A 16,403-nucleotide genomic window follows, 5' to 3' on the forward strand; every position below is an offset into this window, starting at 1 on the left:
AACCTCGGAAGGTCTGCTTGTGAGCGTTCTCTTTCATCCTCTGCGGGTGCTCTCCATCGAGCCCGACACCCAAGAAGCCGTGGTCGTCAGCTTTGAAGTCCCCAGCGAGCTGCGTGAGACTTTCGGCTTCACCCAAGGCCAGTACCTGACTTTGCGCGCCACCATCGACGGCCAGGATTTGCGCCGCTCCTACTCGATCTGCGCGGGGGTGGACGATGCTCAACTGCGCGTGGGCGTGCGCAAGGTGCGCGGCGGTGTGTTCTCCAATTGGATCAACACCCAGCTCAAGGTGGGCGACACCGTGCAGGTCATGGCCCCGCAAGGCCGCTTCTATGTGCCGCTGAAGCCCGACGAGCGCCGCCGCCATGTGGGCATTGCCGGCGGCAGTGGCATCACGCCCATCTTGTCCATCATGAAGACCGTGCTGGCGCGTGAGCCTCGCTCGGAGTTCACGCTGATCTACGGCAACCGCGCACTGGCCTCGACCATGTTCAAGGAAGAGCTGGAGGACTTGAAGAACAAGTACCTGACCCGCCTGACCTTGCACCATGTTTTTTCGGATGAGCACACCGATGCGGCCATCAACCACGGCGTGATGAACCGTGACAAGCTGGGTGAGTTCTTGAGCAGCTTGGTGCCCGCCGCCAGCATCTCGCACGCCTACATCTGCGGCCCCTTCCAGATGAACGATGAGGCCGAAGCAGCACTGCGCGCGGCGGGCGTGCCCGAAGAGCGCATCCACATCGAGCGCTTTGGCGTGGCGCCCAGTGGCGAGCAGGCTGCGGGCGCTGTGGTCCATGCACCGCAGCCCGGGGATGCCGAACATGCCAAGGTGGTCATCATCCGTGACGGCCTGAAGCGCGAGATCGAGTTCCGCAAAGAGCAGCCCAGCATTCTGGATTGCGCCTCAGCCGCAGGGCTGGAGATGCCGTTCTCCTGCACCTCGGGCGTGTGCGGCACCTGCCGGGCCAAGGTGGTGGAGGGCAAGGTGCGCATGGAGCGCAACTTTGCGCTGGACAAGGCCGAGGTCGAAGCTGGCTTTGTGCTGACTTGCCAAGCCCATCCGCTGACCGAGCGCTTGATCTTGTCGTTCGACGAGCGCTGACGCCGCGCCAGTGTTTGCCCGAGTCCTCGGGCAAACCCGCATGATCCTGCCACCCGATTTCCGGGGTGGCGCAATATACTGCACCAAACACTTGTGTATGGTGGTCGTTTGAAGCGGCCCCAACACCCAGGAGACAGACATGAGCTTGAGCCGCAATGCGTGGATTGTTGATGGCATCCGCAGCCCTTTCGGCCGCTACGGCGGAGCCCTCTCGGGCGTGCGTGCCGACGACCTGGCCGCTCACCCCATCCGTGCCCTGATGGCACGCCAGCCCTCGGTGGATTGGGCCGCGGTGGACGATGTGATCTACGGCTGCGCCAACCAAGCCGGTGAAGACAATCGCAACGTCGCCCGCATGGCGGCCTTGTTGGCGGGCTTGCCGGTGGAGGTGCCGGGGGTCACGCTGAACCGCTTGTGTGCGTCGGGCCTGGATGCCATCGCCTTTGCTGCCCGCACCATTGCGGCCGGCGAGGCTGACCTGCTGATTGCCGGCGGTGTGGAGAGCATGAGCCGTGCCCCTTTTGTGATGGGCAAGGCCGACAGCGCTTTTTCGCGCAGCGCCAAAATTGAAGACACCACCATCGGCTGGCGTTTTGTGAACCCCAAGATGAAGGCGGCACACGGCATCGACTCCATGCCTGAAACGGCAGAGAACGTGGCCCAAGACTTCGGGGTGGCTCGGGCCGACCAAGACGCTTTTGCCATCCGCTCTCAGCAGCGCTGGGCGGCAGCCCAGGCCGCTGGCTTCTTTGACGGCGAGATTGAGCCCGTCACGATCCCAAAAGCCAAGGGCGACCCGGTGGTGGTGCGCCACGACGAACACCCGCGCCCCGAGACGACCCTGGAGCAACTGGCCAAGCTCAAGGGCGTGGTCAAGCCGGATGGATCCGTGACGGCGGGCAACGCCAGCGGCGTGAACGACGGCTCGGTGGCCTTGCTCTTGGCGTCCGATGCGGCCGTGGCCAAGTACGGGCTAAAGCCCCGGGGCCGCGTGGTGGGCTCGGCCGTGGCCGGCGTGCCGCCGCGCATCATGGGCATTGGCCCTGCACCCGCCACGCAAAAGCTCTTGGCGCGCTTGGGCTGGAGCCTGGAGTCGGTGGATGTGATCGAGCTGAACGAGGCCTTTGCCGCCCAAGGACTGGCCGTGACGCGCCAGTTGGGCTTGGCCGACGACGATGCCCGCGTCAACCCCAATGGCGGCGCCATTGCCCTGGGTCATCCGCTGGGGGCCTCCGGCGCCCGCCTGGCCTTGACGGCCCTGCGCCACTTGGAGCGCACCCGCGGCAAGCGCGCCTTGGCCACCATGTGTATTGGCGTGGGGCAGGGCATTGCCTTGGCCGTCGAGCGCGCTTGATCTTGCGCGTCTGAACCCTTCAATTTGGCATTCCACACCATGACCGTTCTTCAGAGTTTCATTGGCGGCCGCTGGGTCGGCTCGCAAGCCGCCCAAACCCTGCGCAGCGCCATCAACGGCCAAGCCGTGGCCCAGACCCATGCGGAAGCGCTGGACTTTGGCGAGGCCTTGCACTTCGCCCGAACAACCGGCTTGCCCGCCTTGCTGGCCCTGAACTTTCAGCAGCGAGCGCAAATCCTCAAGGCCCTGGCCAAGTACATCATGGAGCGCAAAGAGCAGCTCTATGCCATCTCGGCCCACACCGGTGCCACACGGGCGGACAGTTGGGTGGACATCGAAGGTGGCGCGGGCACCCTGTTTGCCTACGCCAGCATGGGTTCGGCCGAGCTGCCCAGCAGCAATGTGCTGCACGAAGGCCCCGCCGTTCCGCTGGGAAAAAAAGGCGGCTTTGCTGGCACCCATATCCTGGTGCCGCGCCGGGGCGTGGTGGTGCACATCAACGCCTTCAACTTCCCCATTTGGGGCTTGTTGGAAAAGTTCGCGCCCAGCTTCTTGGCCGGCATGCCCACCATTGGCAAGCCGGCCACCGCCACCAGCTATTTGACTGAAGCCGTGGTGCGCATGATGAACGAGAGCGGTTTGCTGCCCCCGGGCGCACTGCAGCTCATCATTGGCGGCACCGGCGACCTGCTGGACCGCCTCACGGGCTCGGACGTGGTGACCTTCACCGGCTCGGCCGACACGGCGGCCAAACTGCGCGTGCACCCGAACGTGATCCGCCACTCCATCCCTTTCAACGCCGAGGCCGACTCGCTCAACTGCGCCATCCTCGGGCCTGATGTGAGCCCGGACGACGAAGAGTTTGATCTCTTCGTCAAAGAAGTCGCCCGCGAAATGACGGTCAAGGCCGGGCAGAAGTGCACCGCCATTCGGCGCAGCATCGTCCCGGCCCAACACCTGGACGCGGTGATTGAGCGCCTGAGCAAACGACTGGCCGGCGTGGTGGTGGGCGACCCGGCCATTGAGGGCGTGCGCATGGGCGCCTTGGCCTCGCACGCGCAACAGGCCGATGTGGCTGAGCGCGTGGCGCTGCTGCGCCAAAGTGCCGAGTGCGTGTTTGGCGGCGAGCCCATCAGCCCACGCGGCGAGGGCACCGAGGCGGGCGCCTTCTTTGGCCCCACCGTGCTGCTGGCCCGCAAGCCACTGGAGACCACAGCGGTGCACGACGTGGAAGCCTTTGGCCCGGTCACCACCTTGATGCCCTACAGTGATATTGAGGAGGCCCTGGCCTTGGCGGCTCGCGGCCAAGGCAGCTTGGTCGGCAGCCTGGTGACCCGCAACCCCCAAGTGGCGGCGCGGGTGGTGCCTGAGGTGGCCGCTTTGCATGGCCGCATCTTGGTGCTGGACCGCGAAGCGGCGGTGGAGAGCACCGGCCACGGCAGCCCCTTGCCCATGCTCAAGCATGGCGGCCCGGGGCGCGCGGGCGGTGGCGAAGAGCTGGGCGGCATCCGCGCCGTCAAGCATTTGCTGCAACGCACGGCGGTGCAGGGCTCGCCCACCATGCTGGCGGCCGTGACGGGTGAGTTTGTGCGGGGTGCCGCGCGCATCGAGACCGAGGTTCACCCCTTCCGCCGCTGCTTTGAAGACCTGCAGATTGGCGAGAGCTTGACCACCCACCGACGCACGGTGAGTGAAGCCGACATCGTCAACTTCGGAGGCATCTCCGGCGACTATTTCTACATGCACTTTGACGAGATCGCCGCCAAAGACACGCAGTTTGGCCAGCGCATTGCGCACGGCTACTTTGTGTTGTCGGCCGCTGCAGGCTTGTTTGTCAGCCCGGCGCCTGGCCCCGTGTTGGCCAACTATGGCTTGGACACGCTGCGCTTCGTCAAGCCTGTGGCCATTGGCGACACCATTCAAGCCCGCTTGACCGCCAAGCGCAAGATCGACCGCATGAAGGTCGATGACAAGGGCCGCGGCCAGGGCGTGGTGGCTTGGGACGTCGAAGTGCTGAACCAGGATGGCGAGCTGGTGGCCAGCTACGACATCCTGACCCTGGTGTCTAAACGCAGCGTGTAAGCGCGCTAGAACCTCCGCTTGAGCAAGGCCTGACCATGGACTTTTCCATTGCAAGCATCCTGGCACTGGACGGTGTCACCAACGGCGCGGTGTACGCCCTGTTGGCCTTGGCCACCGTGCTGGTGTTCACCGTCACCCGGGTGATCTTCATCCCCCAAGGCGAGTTCGTCACGTTTGGCGCCTTGACCTTGGCGGTGCTGCAAACCGGCAAGACGCCCGATACCGTCTGGTTCTTGCTGGCCCTGGCCGTGCTGGTGGCGGTGATGGATGCGGTGGCGGGGGTGCGTGGCGGGCGCGCGCCGGGCGAGGTGGTGAAGGGCGTGGTCAAGACCTTGGTCTTGCCGGTCGCGCTGGCGGTGCTGGTGCCCTGGGCCGCGCCGCAGCAGTTGCCCTTGAGCATCCAGGCCTTGATGACCTTGGCCATCGTCACACCCATGGGCGGCTTGATCTACCGGGTGGCGTATGAGTCGCTGGCGGATGCGTCGGTGCTGGTGCTGCTGATTGTGTCGGTCGGCGTGCACATCGCACTCACCGGTTTGGGCCTGTACTTCTTCGGCGCTGAGGGCTCACGCAATCCCTCCTTCTGGGACGAGCGCTTCAATGTGGGCGCCTTGGCGATCTCGGGGCAAGCCTTGATCATGTTCGCCGCCTCCGGTGCCTTGATCCTGGCGCTCTATCTGTTCTTTGAGCGCAGCCTCTGGGGCAAGGCCTTGCGCGCCACGGCGGTGAACCGCTTGGGGGCGCGACTGATGGGTATCTCGGCCACCGGTGCTGGGCGCTTGGCCTTCACCCTGGCGGCCTTCTTGGGCGTGTTGTCTGGCCTCTTGATTGGGCCGACGACCACCATCTTTTATGAGTCAGGCTTTCTGATCGGCCTCAAGGGCTTTGTGGCCGCTGTGGTCGCTGGCTTGGCCAGCTATCCCTTGGCCTTGGTGGGCGCCTTGGGTGTGGGCCTGCTGGAGAGCTTCGCGTCGTTCTGGGCCAGTTCGTTCAAAGAGGTGATTGTGTTTGCATCCATCTTGCCCGTGCTGCTCTGGCGCTCGCTGCGTGACCCTCATGGGGAGGAACACTGATGCGCCGTCAATGGATCTTGCCGCTGTTTTGTGCGGCCATGTTGCTGCTGCCGGCCTTGCCGGTGCCTGATTTCTGGATCACCCAGCTCAACTACATTGGGCTGTCGGCCATCGTCTCGCTGGGCCTGGTGGTCTTGACGGGCGTGGCCGGGCTGACCTCTTTCGGTCAAGCTGCGTTTGTGGGCGTGGGGGCCTATACCTCGGCCTACTTGTCCGTCACGCTGGGCATCTCGCCGTGGCTCACGCTGTTTGTGGGCTTGGGTCTGTCGGTGGCGGTGGCCGTGGTCTTGGGGGCGCTGACGCTGCGTATGTCTGGCCACTATCTGCCCTTGGCCACGATTGCTTGGGGCTTGGCGCTGAACTACAGCATGGCCAATATGGAGTTCTTGGGCAAGTACGACGGCATTTTGGGCGTGCCGCCCTTGATGATCGGCGACATGAGCCTGGGCAGCGGACGCGCCATTTATGTGCTGATTTGGGTGGTCGCACTGGCCTCGGCCATTGCGGTGATCAATCTGCTGGACTCCCGCCCCGGCCGCGCGATTCGCTCGCTCAAGAACGGCACGACCATGGCCGAGGCCATGGGCATCTCGACCTTCCGCTACAAGATGATCGCCTTTGTGCTGGCGGCCATGCTGGCGGCCTTGTCGGGCTGGCTGTTTGCGCACTTCCAACGCACGGTCAACCCCTCACCCTTCAGCTTGAACAAGGGCATTGAGGTCTTGTTCATGGCGGTCCTAGGCGGCATTGGCCACGTTTGGGGTGCCTTCTTGGGCTCGGGCGTGGTCAAGCTGCTGGAAGATCAGTTGCAAGTCTTGCTGCCCAAGCTGCTGGGCGGCAGTGGCAACTTCGAAACCATTGTTTTTGGCGTTATCTTGGTGTTGGTGCTGAAGTACGCCCCCGACGGCCTGTGGACCTTTGTGCAGCGTTGGTTCCCTAAACCACCGCGTGTGCGCGATTGGGAAGGCGCCGAAGCGCTGCCCTCGCGCAGCAAGCCTGCGGTGGGCGAGCCACTGCTAGAGGCCCGTGCGGTGCGCAAGGAGTTTGGCGGCTTGGTGGCGGTCAACGATGTGAGCTTCACCATCCGCGCCGGCGACATCATGGGCTTGATCGGGCCGAATGGCGCGGGCAAGTCCACCACCTTCAACTTGGTGTCGGGGGTGCTCTCGCTGACCAAGGGCGAGGTGATCTTCCGGGGCCAGAACGTGGGTGGCATGAGCAGCCGCGAGATTGCCCGCAAGGGCATGAGCCGCACCTTCCAGCACGTGAAGATGATCCCCGAGATGACGGTGCTGGAGAACGTGGCCCTGGGCGGCTATCTGCGCTCCAGCAGCGGCACCGCGCGCGCCATGCTGCGCTTAGATAGGGCTGAGGAGAAGCGCTTGTTCGCGGAGGCCGAGCGCCAACTCACCCGCATTGGCATGGCCGACAAGATGCATGAGCTGGCAGGCAACCTGGCCTTGGGGCCGCAGCGCCTGATGGAGATTGCCCGCGCCCTGGCCACGGACCCCGCCTTGCTGCTCTTGGACGAGCCCGCGGCCGGCCTTCGCCTCAAAGAGAAGCAAGCCTTGGCCGAGGTGCTGAGGCAATTGAAGCGCGAAGGGCTGTCCATCTTGCTGGTGGAACACGACATGGACTTTGTGATGGGCTTGGTGGATCACATCACGGTGATGGAATTTGGCACCAAGCTGATCTCTGGCACGCCCGCTGAAGTGCAGGCCAGCCCCGTGGTTCGCGCGGCCTACTTGGGCACGGAGCATTGATGATGAGCGCAACTTCTTCCACCCCTGCGGCCCCTCTCTTGCGCATCGAAGGCCTGCATGCGGGCTATGGCAAGGCCGAGGTGCTGTCCGGCCTCAACATCAATTTGCCCAAGGGCTCGGTCGTCACGGTGATCGGCCCCAACGGCGCGGGCAAGTCCACCACCTTGAACGCCATCATGGGCGTGCTGCCCTCGCGTGGCGTGATCTCCTTTGACGGCCAAGACCTGGCGCAGGTCAGTCTGGAAGACCGGGTGATGGCCGGCCTGGCCCTGGTGCCTGAAAAGCGCGAGCTCTTCACCACCATGGCCGTCGAAGACAACCTGGTCTTGGGCGGCTTCAAGCCCATGCGTCAGCGCGTGCCGCAATGGCGCAGCACCTTGGAGGAGGTCTACACCCTGTTCCCCCGGCTCAAAGAGCGCCGTGCACAACTGGCCGGCACCCTGTCCGGCGGCGAGCGGCAGATGCTGGCCGTGGGCCGCGCGCTGATGAGCCGCCCCAAGGTGCTGATGCTGGACGAGCCCAGCCTGGGCCTGGCGCCGCTGGTGGTGCGGGAGATCTTCCGCACCGTGACCCAACTCCGCGCCACCGGCGTGAGCATTTTGCTGATCGAGCAGAACGCGCGCGCTGCCCTGGAGGTGGCCGACTACGGCTATGTGCTGGAGACCGGCGCCATTGCCCTGGAAGGGCCGGCCAGTGACCTGGCCACGGATCACCGAGTGATTGAGACCTATCTGGGCGCCAAGCGCGCTTGATCCAGAAGCCTCAAGCGCACGCCAAAAGATCCGACATCCTTGAAGACCGCCGCACTTCGCCTTACTGGGGCGGCGCTCTTCATCAGTGCAACTCCAACAAACCTCATCCACCCATTGGTGGTCGCGTTTTGCGGCACGCCATCTTCACGACTACAACGCGCCCGCCATCCGTCTTTGGCTGGGCATTGTGGGCTGTGGGGCTGCTGTCGGCCTGTGGAGCGTGCTGCATTTGGCTCAAAGTGCCACGCTGCCCTGGGCCGCCATTGCGCTGGCGACCGCGATGGCGGTGCTGGCCTCTTGGGTGCCAGTTCGCATTCCGCGTAGCAAGACCTCGTTCACCGTCTCTGACTTCTTCCTGTTTTACCTGCTGCTCAGTCATGGGCCCGCTGCCGCTGCGCTGGCCGCCGGCGTGGAAGGGGCCTTCGCCGCTGTCCGAACCTCCCAAAGACTCAGCAGCCGACTGAGCACACCGGCGGCCGCCTTGGTGGGCTTTGCGGCGGCGGGCTTGGTGCTGGAGCACACCCGCCTGCTGCTGGCCCCTTGGCTGCGGCCCGAAGTGGCTGCCATGGTGGGCTTGTGCATCGCGGCTTTCTTGCCCTTTGTCTGCACCACCTTGCCTTTGACCTCCCTGTTGGCGCTCAAGCGAGGACGCTCTGTATCGCTGCGACAGTGGTGGCACCAGTGCAGTTGGTTCGGCGCGATCTATTTGGGCTCGGCCATGGCAGCCGCCATTGCCCACATGAACACGCTGCAATTCGGGCCGACGGCGCTGGTCACGACGGTCTTGGTGGTGTTCGCCATCATCCTGCTGCTGCGGGTTTCGCTGGAGCGTCAAGAGGCCGAGCACCAGGCTCAGGAGGTGCGACTGCGGGACGCGCAGCGTGAAGCAGAACTCGGCCAGTTGCGCTTCACGGCTTCCTTCACGCATGCCGGCGTGGGCATGGCCATCGTGAACCCAGAAGGGCACGTGGTACAGGTCAACAAGGCGCTGTGTCGGCTGCTCAAGTCCACCGAGGCGAGCCTGCTGGGGCATCCCTTCAGTGCCTTTTTGCACGATGGGGATGTTGACCTTTTCAGCCGCACCTTACGCGATGCCACTCAGCGCGAAGAGCAAGCGTTCTCCATTGAGTTGCGCTGCATCACACCGACCGGTGATGAGCCTTGGGTGACGTTGCATTGCAGTCAGTTTGACGACCCTGGCCATCTGGGCACCTTCCGCATTTATCAGCTGCATGACATCACCTCGCAGCGCGAAGCCGAAAGCCGCTTGCAGCACATTGCCTATCACGACAGCTTGACGGACCTCGCCAATCGCAATTGCTTTGGTGCGGCCCTGACCGTGGCGGTCGAACGCAGCCGCAGCGACGCAAACATCCGCTTTGCCGTGATGTTTCTCGATCTTGACCGTTTCAAGATCGTCAACGACAGCTTGGGGCATTTGGCGGGCAATGAGCTGCTGCGAGAGGTGGCGCATCGCCTGCGGCGCTGTGTGCGGCCTAGCGATTTGGTGGCTCGTCTGGGCGGCGATGAGTTCGCGATTTTGCTCAACGCGGTCAGCAGCATCGAGATGGGCACGCGATTGGCCGAGCGCGTGTTGGAGGCGCTCACCCGCCCCGTGTCCATCAATGGCACGGAATTGATTCCGGGCGCCAGCATCGGCATCACCTTCAGTGACCTGGGCTACCGCACGGTCGACGAAGTCTTGCGCGACGCAGACCTGGCCATGTATGAAGCCAAAGGCGCAGGGCGCGGACGGGTGGTGGTGTTTGACCAATCCATGCACGAGCGCATCGCGGACAAGCTGGCCCTTGAAGCCGATCTGCGCAAAGCCATTGGGGCTGGGCAGTTGAGCGTGGTGTTCCAGCCTATTTTTGACCTGGACCCTTATCGCTTGAGCGGCTTTGAAGCCTTGGCGCGCTGGGAGCACCCCGAGCGCGGCCCCATCAGCCCCTCGGTGTTCATTGCCCTGGCTGAGGAGTCGGGGCGTATCGAGGCGCTGACGCGTTGGGTCATTGACCACGCGGTGGCTCAGTTGGCCCAGTGGCTGCACGAGATGCCCAGCATGAGCCATTTGGACATGCATGTGAACATTTCCAGCCATGACTTGACGCGCCCTGGTCTGGTGGAACACGTGCAGCAGGTCCTGACCCGCCACGGATTGCCGGCACACCACCTGACCTTGGAGATCACCGAAACCATGCTGATGAATGACCTGGAGGTCTCGCTGGGATACCTGCAGGGCCTTCGAGACGCCGGGATTCGTTTCTCGATTGACGATTTCGGAACAGGCTATTCCTCACTGGCCTATCTCAGCACCTTGCCGCTGGACAGTCTGAAGATCGACCGCTCGTTTGTGATGGGTATGGAAGCCCTGCCGCAAAACGTCGAGATCGTGCGGGCGGTGATGAACTTAGGCAAGTCGCTGGGCAAGACCGTCATTGCCGAGGGCATTGAGCAGCCTCAGCAGTTGCAGATCTTGCGCAGCCTGGGGGTGCCGCGAGGGCAGGGTTACTTGCTGAGCAAGCCCCTGAAGGCGGAACAGGTTCCGGCGCTGTTGGCCGTCCCGGCCCGCTCAGCGGCCTGAGCCGGCTGGGTAGATGGCCAAGTAGTGATTGGCGACGACCGGCTGGCGGTGGCGATCGAGTTGACGCATGCGGCGTTCCAGATCGCTCATATCGGCCGATGCGGCCAAAAAGCGCTCGTCAGACGAGGTGGTGTGGTGGGCTTGGCGAGAAAAGGCGACACGCGTGGCGCCCATGAGTGCAGTGATGATGTTCATGATGTGTGATCCAGCAGGCAGCGGGTGACCCTGCGCTGCAAACAACAGCGACGAAACGGGTGGCTTCGCGCTGGTTTAGGTATAAACCCTGATCACCAGTGTAAACCCTAGTGCCCCCAGCGTGCCATGCTGAAAACGCATGAACCCAGGCCAAATGTGGCTTTTGACCGGGCCGTTATGGGGTGGGCTGCAGCCGTTCAGGCGCCAAGTAGTGCTGGCGGAAGGCCTCAAACGGCCACTGCTCGGTGCTCTCGATGCGGGCCTGTTCGGCCAAGGAGTCGGCGGCAAGGCTTGCCCAATGCTGGGCTGCATCGACAGGCCAAGCCAGCGACTCCAAACGTGTTTGAACCTGGGCAGAGCGCTCGGCCACAAAGGGCATGAACTCGCCGCCATGCTGCGCGGTGATGGCTTCCAGCACCCGGGCCGAGGGCAGGGTGTGGGGAGCGCTCAAAGACGCTTGTGCCGCAGCCACCGCTGCTTGATGGGGCGCATCGGCCAGCCCTTGCGCATCATCCAGCGCTCGTGCGATGGGCATGCAGGCCTCGAGCAGCTCAGCCGCCCAGGCCGTCAGCACAACCGGCTGGCCCTCACGTTCCAGCATCAGGCCGGGCTCGCGGCCGCGTGCGGCGGTCAGGTGCTGGTTGCGGCCCAAGGCGGCGATCTCGGCCGGATGGTCAGGGGGGCTGTCAGCCAACAGGCAGTGCATCAAGAACACATCCAGAAAGCGCATGGTCGAGGTGGCGATGCCGACATCCTCAAAGGGGTCCAAGTCCATGCAACGCACTTCCACATACTCCACGCCCCGCTCACGCAGCGCGTGCAAGGGGCGCTCCCCCGAGCGGATGGGGCGCTTGGGACGGATGGTGCCGTAGAACTCGTTTTCGATCTGCAGCAAGGTGGTCGAGAGCTGCCGGTACACGCCTTGCGGCCCCTGCAGCCCAATGGCCTCGTAGGCTGGGTAGGGCTGGGTCATGGCCGCTTGCAGCGATGCGCCATAGCCTTCCAGGCCGTTGTAGCTCACGGCCAGCGTCGACTGCGCATCACTCTGGTAGCCCAAGCGCCCCATGCGCAAGGACGTGCCATAAGGCATGTGCAGGGTGTTGGCGCCTAAGGCTTGCAGCTCATGGGCTTGGCCCTTGACGAAGCAGCTACAGACGGCCGGTGAGGCACCAAACAGCCACAACAGCAAAAATGAGTGACGCCGGAAGTTACGGATCAGCGCAAAGTACTCGTCGCTGCTGGTGCCCGGCAGGGACCAGTTGTAATGGATGCCCGAGATGGTCTGCATGCGGCGGCCATAGCGATAGCCCAAGCCGCGCCGATACACGGTCTTGGCCATCCCAATATTGGAGCGGCCGTACTGCCCCAGCGGAATGTCAGTGTCCAGCTCAGGCAGGCGACAGGGCATGCTCGACACCCACAGGCGTTCCTCACCCTCGCCCGCCAAAGCCCGGGCGACGACCTGGTGCAGCGCCGTCAGCTCAGCGCTGCAGGCCTCGGCGCTGGGGTGAACACCGGTGACCATCTCGATCTGCGACTCGCAGAAATCAGTGGTGATGTGCGGGTGTGTCAGCGCCGAGCCTAGCGCCAAAGGGTGGGGCGTCATCGCCAACTGGCCGTCCGGCAGGCTGCGCAGACTCTCCTTCTCGACGCCGCGCTGCAGGCTTTGCAAACGGTGGGCGGGCAGGGCGTTCAAGCGCTTGAGCAAGTCAGTCAACGGCACATCTCCTTGGTGAAGCCTGCATTGGACGCGATTTCCGTGACATTTGCAGGGCGCGGGTCTTGGGCGGCGACAATCGGCACCTTTGTGCCTCCACCTGACTGACACGCTCATGGCCATTCAATGGTTTCCCGGCCACATGCACGCCACGCGCAAAGCGCTGGAAGAACGCATCAAGACCATCCACGTGGTCATCGAGATGCTGGACGCCCGCTTGCCCGGCTCCAGCAGCAACCCCTTGTTGGCGCAGTTGGCCCAAGGCAAGCCTGCGCTAAAGATTTTGAACAAGCAAGACCTGGCGGACCCCGCCATGACGGAGGTGTGGCTGGCGCACTTCAACGCCCAGTCGGGGACACGCGCTATCGGCCTGGACGCCAGCATGAAAGCGCCAGCCCGTCGCCTGGTGGATGAGTGCCGCTTGCTCGCGCCCAACCGGGGTGGCATGGCCAAGCCCTTGCGGGTGCTGATCTGCGGCATCCCCAATGTGGGCAAGTCCACCTTGATCAATACCTTGATGGGCAAGAAGGCTGCCAAGACCGGGGACGAGCCCGGTATCACCAAGAATGAACAGCCGCTGCAGTTGGCGTCGGATGTGATCCTCTACGACACACCGGGCATGCTCTGGCCGCGCATCAATGTCGAAGAAAGCGGCCTGCATCTGGCCGCCAGTGGCGCTGTGGGGCGCAATGCCTTTGATGAAGAAGAGGTGGCCTTGGGGCTGTTGGCCACCCTGCGGCGGCATTACCCCCAGGCCGTGGCGCAACGCTACGGCCTGAGTGGTCTGGAGGCCTTGCCAGACGATGAGGTGCTGTCAGCGGTCGGCCGCAAACGGGGCGCCGTGATGGCGGGCGGGCGCATCAACCTGCAAAAAGCAGCGGAGATTGTGCTCAACGACTTCAGAGCCACAGAATTGGGACGAATCACACTGGAGACACCCGAGGAGTTAGCGGCGTGGGCGGCTCGAGCCACCGTGGCGGACGCCAAGCGCGAAGCCCGCAAAGCGGCCATCAAAGCCGGCAAAGCGGGCCGTGCACCCGTGATCTTGCCGCCCGACGGTGACGATGCACCCTGACAGTGCAAATCCGGGTCTGCCCGGGGTTTGTTGTTCCGTAGAATCGACTCGCGAGCGCATCCCGCTCGTGTGTTGTTATCTCAGCTTTTCCCATCAGGAGTCCTGCTGCATGCCTTCTACCCGCCGGGCACCTGCCGAAGCCGCCACCCCCACGCCAGAGGGCGTGCGTGTCCTCAAAAAGTACCCCAACCGGAGGCTTTACGACACGGCGGCCAGCAGCTACATCACCCTGGCGGACGTCAAGCAGATGGTGCTTGAAGGCTTGGCCTTTGAGGTGCGTGATGCCAAGACCGGCGAAGACCTGACGCGCAGCATCTTGCTGCAAATCATCTTGGAAGAGGAGACCGGCGGCATGCCCATGTTCTCCTCGCAGATGCTGGCTCAGATCATTCGTTACTACGGTCATGCCATGCAGGGCATGATGGGCTCCTACCTGGAGAAGAACCTGCAGACCTTTGTGGACATGCAGGCCCGCCTGGCCGAGCAGACGCGCGGCATGGTGGATCCCAAGGCCTTCACGCCTGAAATGTGGACTCAGTTCATGAGCGGCCAAGCCCCCGTGATGCAGGCCTTGATGGGCAATTACTTGGAGCAATCCAAGAATTTGTTCGTGCAGATGCAAGACCAGGTGCAAAAGCAAGCCGGTGGCGTGTTCCCGGGCTTTCCGGGCTTTCCAGGCGTGCCGCCCAAGAGCTGAGTCTGGGCGGGCTGCCCTTGGGCGCCCTTAGGCGCGCGTTGTCGGGCGAGGTTTGCGACAATCGCGCCCCATGACCACATCTCACACGACGGCCAGCGCTGACGCTAGCCGCACACCGACCATCGGTTTTGTCTCATTGGGCTGCGCGAAGGATAGCCGATAGAAACCGTCCGAGAGGGCGCAAAAAAGCCCGCCGAGGCGGGCTTCGCAGGGTCGGATTGGGAGGTCAGAAGGTGGTCGGCTGAGCAACGCCGCGCGTCAGGGCCATCAGGCCAGTCTGCAGGTCAGTCGCGCCGATGCTCACCCAGCGTTGGTCCAGGCCATCTGTCGCTCGCAGTCTAGCCACCAGCTCGCCGAGCTTCACGCCCTCGGCTTTGATTTCGTTCATCAGCGCGGCTTCGGTTTCGTTGAGCTGGCGATAGCCCGTGATTTTGGGTTGGACGAAGGTTTCCATAGCTTTCTCTTGGTTATGGGCTGGTTGCCCGGTTAAGCGGCTATATGCCGCGAAGGTTTTGCAGGCGCCTGGACAGCTCTTGCATGTTGCGCTCGGTGGGTGCCTTGCTCAGCGTGACCACCACTTCGCTGGGGTTGGTGGTGGACCTGGCGAGGCTGACGAACTCAGTGCCCTGCAGGCGCTTCTTTCGGTGTTCGCACGGCGTGACGCCGCCACCTTGCAGCAGCGGGTCATCTCCGCAGTCGTTCAGGCAGTCGCATCGGGTCACCGGCCCACCTCGATGGGGTTGCTCACCACGCGCAGGAATCCCTTGCCCTGCAAGAGGCTGCGGTAGCTGTTGACAGCGACGGCCTCGGCCTCGCGTGCGACCTGGTCACCGGCCGCAATGAGCTGGCCATCCTCGGCCACGATGGCGAGCCGGGCAGGGCGGCCGTCCACAGTGACGACAAGCCCCTCGTGCGCGACCGCGCTGATGACGACACCGTCGATGCCGCCAATGGGTTGTGTGCCGATCATGCTGGCTCCTTGGTTTGATTTGTGGTGACGACACGGATCTTGATCCGCCTAGCGTCTTTGCCCGTTGGCCGAGGCTGGTCTCTAATGGCCAGCCAAGCGCCATACGCTGAAGCTGGTGAGAGGCCGTAGCCTGCATGGCCATCAACGGTGGCGCACACCCAAGACCGGTGACGGCCGACAGACCTGCGTGGCCTGATGTGTGGCTTGCGCGCCTTCACCATGTTTTCCGCCACGCGCTTACTCAAGTACACGCTCTCGCACACCGAGCACACAGCCATGTCTTGCCCATCCGCCACGGCCTGCTGTGGCTCGGCGCACCCGACGCAAGCCACCGCGCTCGGTGCCAAGAGATCTTTGCCTGCGGGGGTCGCCAGTAGGCGCACTGTCGCAACGCACTGCAGCCACAGCCAATGCAGCCGGGCCGTCATCTTGCTGCTGTGGGTGGTGCGGCAGGTGCTGCAGCATGTCCAGCCAAGGCGCAGTCTGTGCTTGCGGCCGATCATGCTGATTCCTCGCAGTACGGCCTAATCGCATCGCGGCTAAAGTCGGGCTGAACCCCCAGACTGGCCCTCGCCCAGATTCCTTGAATCTGAGTCTCTGCCCAGAGCGCCGCGTCCTCGGCCAGAGCCAGCGATGTCTCGTCCACTAGTGCATCGCACACTTGAACGCCGAGCTTGGCCAGACTCAGTTCCTCCTTCGTCAATGAGACGTGGCCCGTGACCCCGAAGCGCTGCAGGATTGCTGTAGCCAGCGTGAGCTGCTCTTCCATCTCGACCTCGCCGCATCCCAGCCGGATCGATACGTAATGCCACAGCAGCAGACCTTCAGCCCACTGCATCATTACGCCTGGGTCACTTCCACCCTGGGCTAGTAGCTCGATGTTGGCGGTGTTTACCAAGCCCAGTCGCGTGCGCTGATCGCGCGCCAACCGTGGTCCCGTGTGCCGTGGGACCTCGGTTTTGGCCCGCGCCACCAGCCCCCTCAGCAGCCGAGGCACGGCGACGGTTCCTGTGCTGCTACGTGCGCGGGCCATCTC

At 63.8% G+C, this 16,403-nt stretch carries 15 protein-coding genes; 9 read left to right on the forward strand and 6 right to left on the reverse strand.

What is annotated here, in order from left to right:
* Positions 1 to 19 precede the first annotated feature (19 nt).
* The 7 genes from paaE to KAK11_RS04655 all read left to right on the forward strand — a co-directional run bounded on the left by paaE (position 20) and on the right by KAK11_RS04655 (position 10,713).
* Positions 20 to 1,105, forward strand: a complete 1,086-nt coding sequence (gene paaE, locus KAK11_RS04625) for a 1,2-phenylacetyl-CoA epoxidase subunit PaaE (protein WP_210806740.1) — start codon at positions 20 to 22, stop codon at positions 1,103 to 1,105.
* Positions 1,106 to 1,244: 139 nt separating this feature from the next.
* Positions 1,245 to 2,459, forward strand: coding sequence for a 3-oxoadipyl-CoA thiolase (gene pcaF, locus KAK11_RS04630; protein ID WP_210806742.1), 1,215 nt, complete (start codon positions 1,245 to 1,247; stop codon positions 2,457 to 2,459).
* A gap of 39 nt (positions 2,460 to 2,498) precedes the next feature.
* The gene (gene paaZ / locus KAK11_RS04635; protein ID WP_210806744.1) at positions 2,499 to 4,541 is read left to right on the forward strand and encodes a phenylacetic acid degradation bifunctional protein PaaZ; all 2,043 of its coding nucleotides are present in this window, start codon (positions 2,499 to 2,501) and stop codon (positions 4,539 to 4,541) included.
* Positions 4,542 to 4,576: 35 nt separating this feature from the next.
* A complete protein-coding gene (locus KAK11_RS04640) occupies positions 4,577 to 5,614 on the forward strand; it encodes a branched-chain amino acid ABC transporter permease (protein WP_210806746.1) in 1,038 nt (345 codons plus the stop codon).
* Positions 5,614 to 7,377, forward strand: a complete 1,764-nt coding sequence (locus KAK11_RS04645) for a branched-chain amino acid ABC transporter ATP-binding protein/permease (protein ID WP_210806748.1) — start codon at positions 5,614 to 5,616, stop codon at positions 7,375 to 7,377. The genes KAK11_RS04640 and KAK11_RS04645 overlap by 1 nt, the downstream gene beginning before the upstream one ends.
* A 2-nt stretch (positions 7,378 to 7,379) precedes the next feature.
* Positions 7,380 to 8,129, forward strand: coding sequence for an ABC transporter ATP-binding protein (locus KAK11_RS04650; protein ID WP_210806750.1), 750 nt, complete (start codon positions 7,380 to 7,382; stop codon positions 8,127 to 8,129).
* Positions 8,130 to 8,214: 85 nt separating this feature from the next.
* The gene (locus KAK11_RS04655; RefSeq protein WP_210806752.1) at positions 8,215 to 10,713 is read left to right on the forward strand and encodes a putative bifunctional diguanylate cyclase/phosphodiesterase; all 2,499 of its coding nucleotides are present in this window, start codon (positions 8,215 to 8,217) and stop codon (positions 10,711 to 10,713) included.
* Here the strand turns inward: KAK11_RS04655 and KAK11_RS04660 are convergent.
* Positions 10,702 to 10,908: a DUF3563 family protein gene (locus KAK11_RS04660; RefSeq protein WP_210806754.1), complete on the reverse strand. Its 207-nt coding sequence runs from the start codon at positions 10,906 to 10,908 to the stop codon at positions 10,702 to 10,704. The two genes, KAK11_RS04655 and KAK11_RS04660, sit on opposite strands and share 12 nt — an antisense overlap.
* 175 nt (positions 10,909 to 11,083) lie before the next feature.
* Positions 11,084 to 12,625, reverse strand: coding sequence for a glutamate--cysteine ligase (gshA, locus tag KAK11_RS04665; RefSeq protein WP_246498453.1), 1,542 nt, complete (start codon positions 12,623 to 12,625; stop codon positions 11,084 to 11,086).
* Positions 12,626 to 12,740: 115 nt separating this feature from the next.
* Here gshA and ylqF point away from each other — a divergent pair, with 115 nt between their 5' ends.
* Positions 12,741 to 13,700 (forward strand): ribosome biogenesis GTPase YlqF, encoded by a 960-nt coding sequence (gene ylqF, locus KAK11_RS04670; RefSeq protein WP_210806758.1) that lies wholly within the window; start codon positions 12,741 to 12,743, stop codon positions 13,698 to 13,700.
* 109 nt (positions 13,701 to 13,809) lie between these two features.
* Entirely contained in the window at positions 13,810 to 14,397 is a 588-nt protein-coding gene (gene phaR / locus KAK11_RS04675) for a polyhydroxyalkanoate synthesis repressor PhaR (RefSeq protein WP_210806760.1), read from the forward strand.
* 226 nt (positions 14,398 to 14,623) lie between these two features.
* Here the strand turns inward: phaR and KAK11_RS04680 are convergent, their stop codons facing one another.
* From KAK11_RS04680 to KAK11_RS04695, 4 genes are all read right to left on the reverse strand, one after another.
* Positions 14,624 to 14,851 (reverse strand): Acb2/Tad1 domain-containing protein, encoded by a 228-nt coding sequence (locus KAK11_RS04680; protein ID WP_210806762.1) that lies wholly within the window; start codon positions 14,849 to 14,851, stop codon positions 14,624 to 14,626.
* Positions 14,852 to 14,891: 40 nt separating this feature from the next.
* Positions 14,892 to 15,119, reverse strand: coding sequence for a hypothetical protein (locus tag KAK11_RS04685; protein ID WP_210806764.1), 228 nt, complete (start codon positions 15,117 to 15,119; stop codon positions 14,892 to 14,894).
* Positions 15,116 to 15,367, reverse strand: a complete 252-nt coding sequence (locus KAK11_RS04690; RefSeq protein WP_210806766.1) for a hypothetical protein — start codon at positions 15,365 to 15,367, stop codon at positions 15,116 to 15,118. The genes KAK11_RS04685 and KAK11_RS04690 overlap by 4 nt, the downstream gene beginning before the upstream one ends.
* A 499-nt stretch (positions 15,368 to 15,866) precedes the next feature.
* The gene (locus KAK11_RS04695) at positions 15,867 to 16,400 is read right to left on the reverse strand and encodes a hypothetical protein (RefSeq protein ID WP_210806768.1); all 534 of its coding nucleotides are present in this window, start codon (positions 16,398 to 16,400) and stop codon (positions 15,867 to 15,869) included.
* Positions 16,401 to 16,403 lie beyond the last annotated feature (3 nt).

The sequence above is a fragment of the Ideonella paludis genome (genome assembly GCF_018069865.1).
GTDB lineage: Bacteria > Pseudomonadota > Gammaproteobacteria > Burkholderiales > Burkholderiaceae_C > Ideonella > Ideonella paludis.

Bases quoted from the DNA above. Each gene is read 5' to 3' on its own strand.
- KAK11_RS04695 (WP_210806768.1), bottom strand. From the start codon at position 16,400: ATGGCCCGCGCACGTAGCAGCACAGGAACCGTCGCCGTGCCTCGGCTG.
- KAK11_RS04680 (WP_210806762.1), bottom strand. From the start codon at position 14,851: ATGGAAACCTTCGTCCAACCCAAAATCACGGGCTATCGCCAGCTCAAC.
- KAK11_RS04650 (WP_210806750.1), top strand. From the start codon at position 7,380: ATGAGCGCAACTTCTTCCACCCCTGCGGCCCCTCTCTTGCGCATCGAA.
- KAK11_RS04690 (WP_210806766.1), bottom strand. From the start codon at position 15,367: ATGATCGGCACACAACCCATTGGCGGCATCGACGGTGTCGTCATCAGC.
- phaR (WP_210806760.1), top strand. From the start codon at position 13,810: ATGCCTTCTACCCGCCGGGCACCTGCCGAAGCCGCCACCCCCACGCCA.
- paaZ (WP_210806744.1), top strand. From the start codon at position 2,499: ATGACCGTTCTTCAGAGTTTCATTGGCGGCCGCTGGGTCGGCTCGCAA.
- ylqF (WP_210806758.1), top strand. From the start codon at position 12,741: ATGGCCATTCAATGGTTTCCCGGCCACATGCACGCCACGCGCAAAGCG.
- pcaF (WP_210806742.1), top strand. From the start codon at position 1,245: ATGAGCTTGAGCCGCAATGCGTGGATTGTTGATGGCATCCGCAGCCCT.
- KAK11_RS04645 (WP_210806748.1), top strand. From the start codon at position 5,614: ATGCGCCGTCAATGGATCTTGCCGCTGTTTTGTGCGGCCATGTTGCTG.
- KAK11_RS04640 (WP_210806746.1), top strand. From the start codon at position 4,577: ATGGACTTTTCCATTGCAAGCATCCTGGCACTGGACGGTGTCACCAAC.
- KAK11_RS04660 (WP_210806754.1), bottom strand. From the start codon at position 10,908: ATGAACATCATCACTGCACTCATGGGCGCCACGCGTGTCGCCTTTTCT.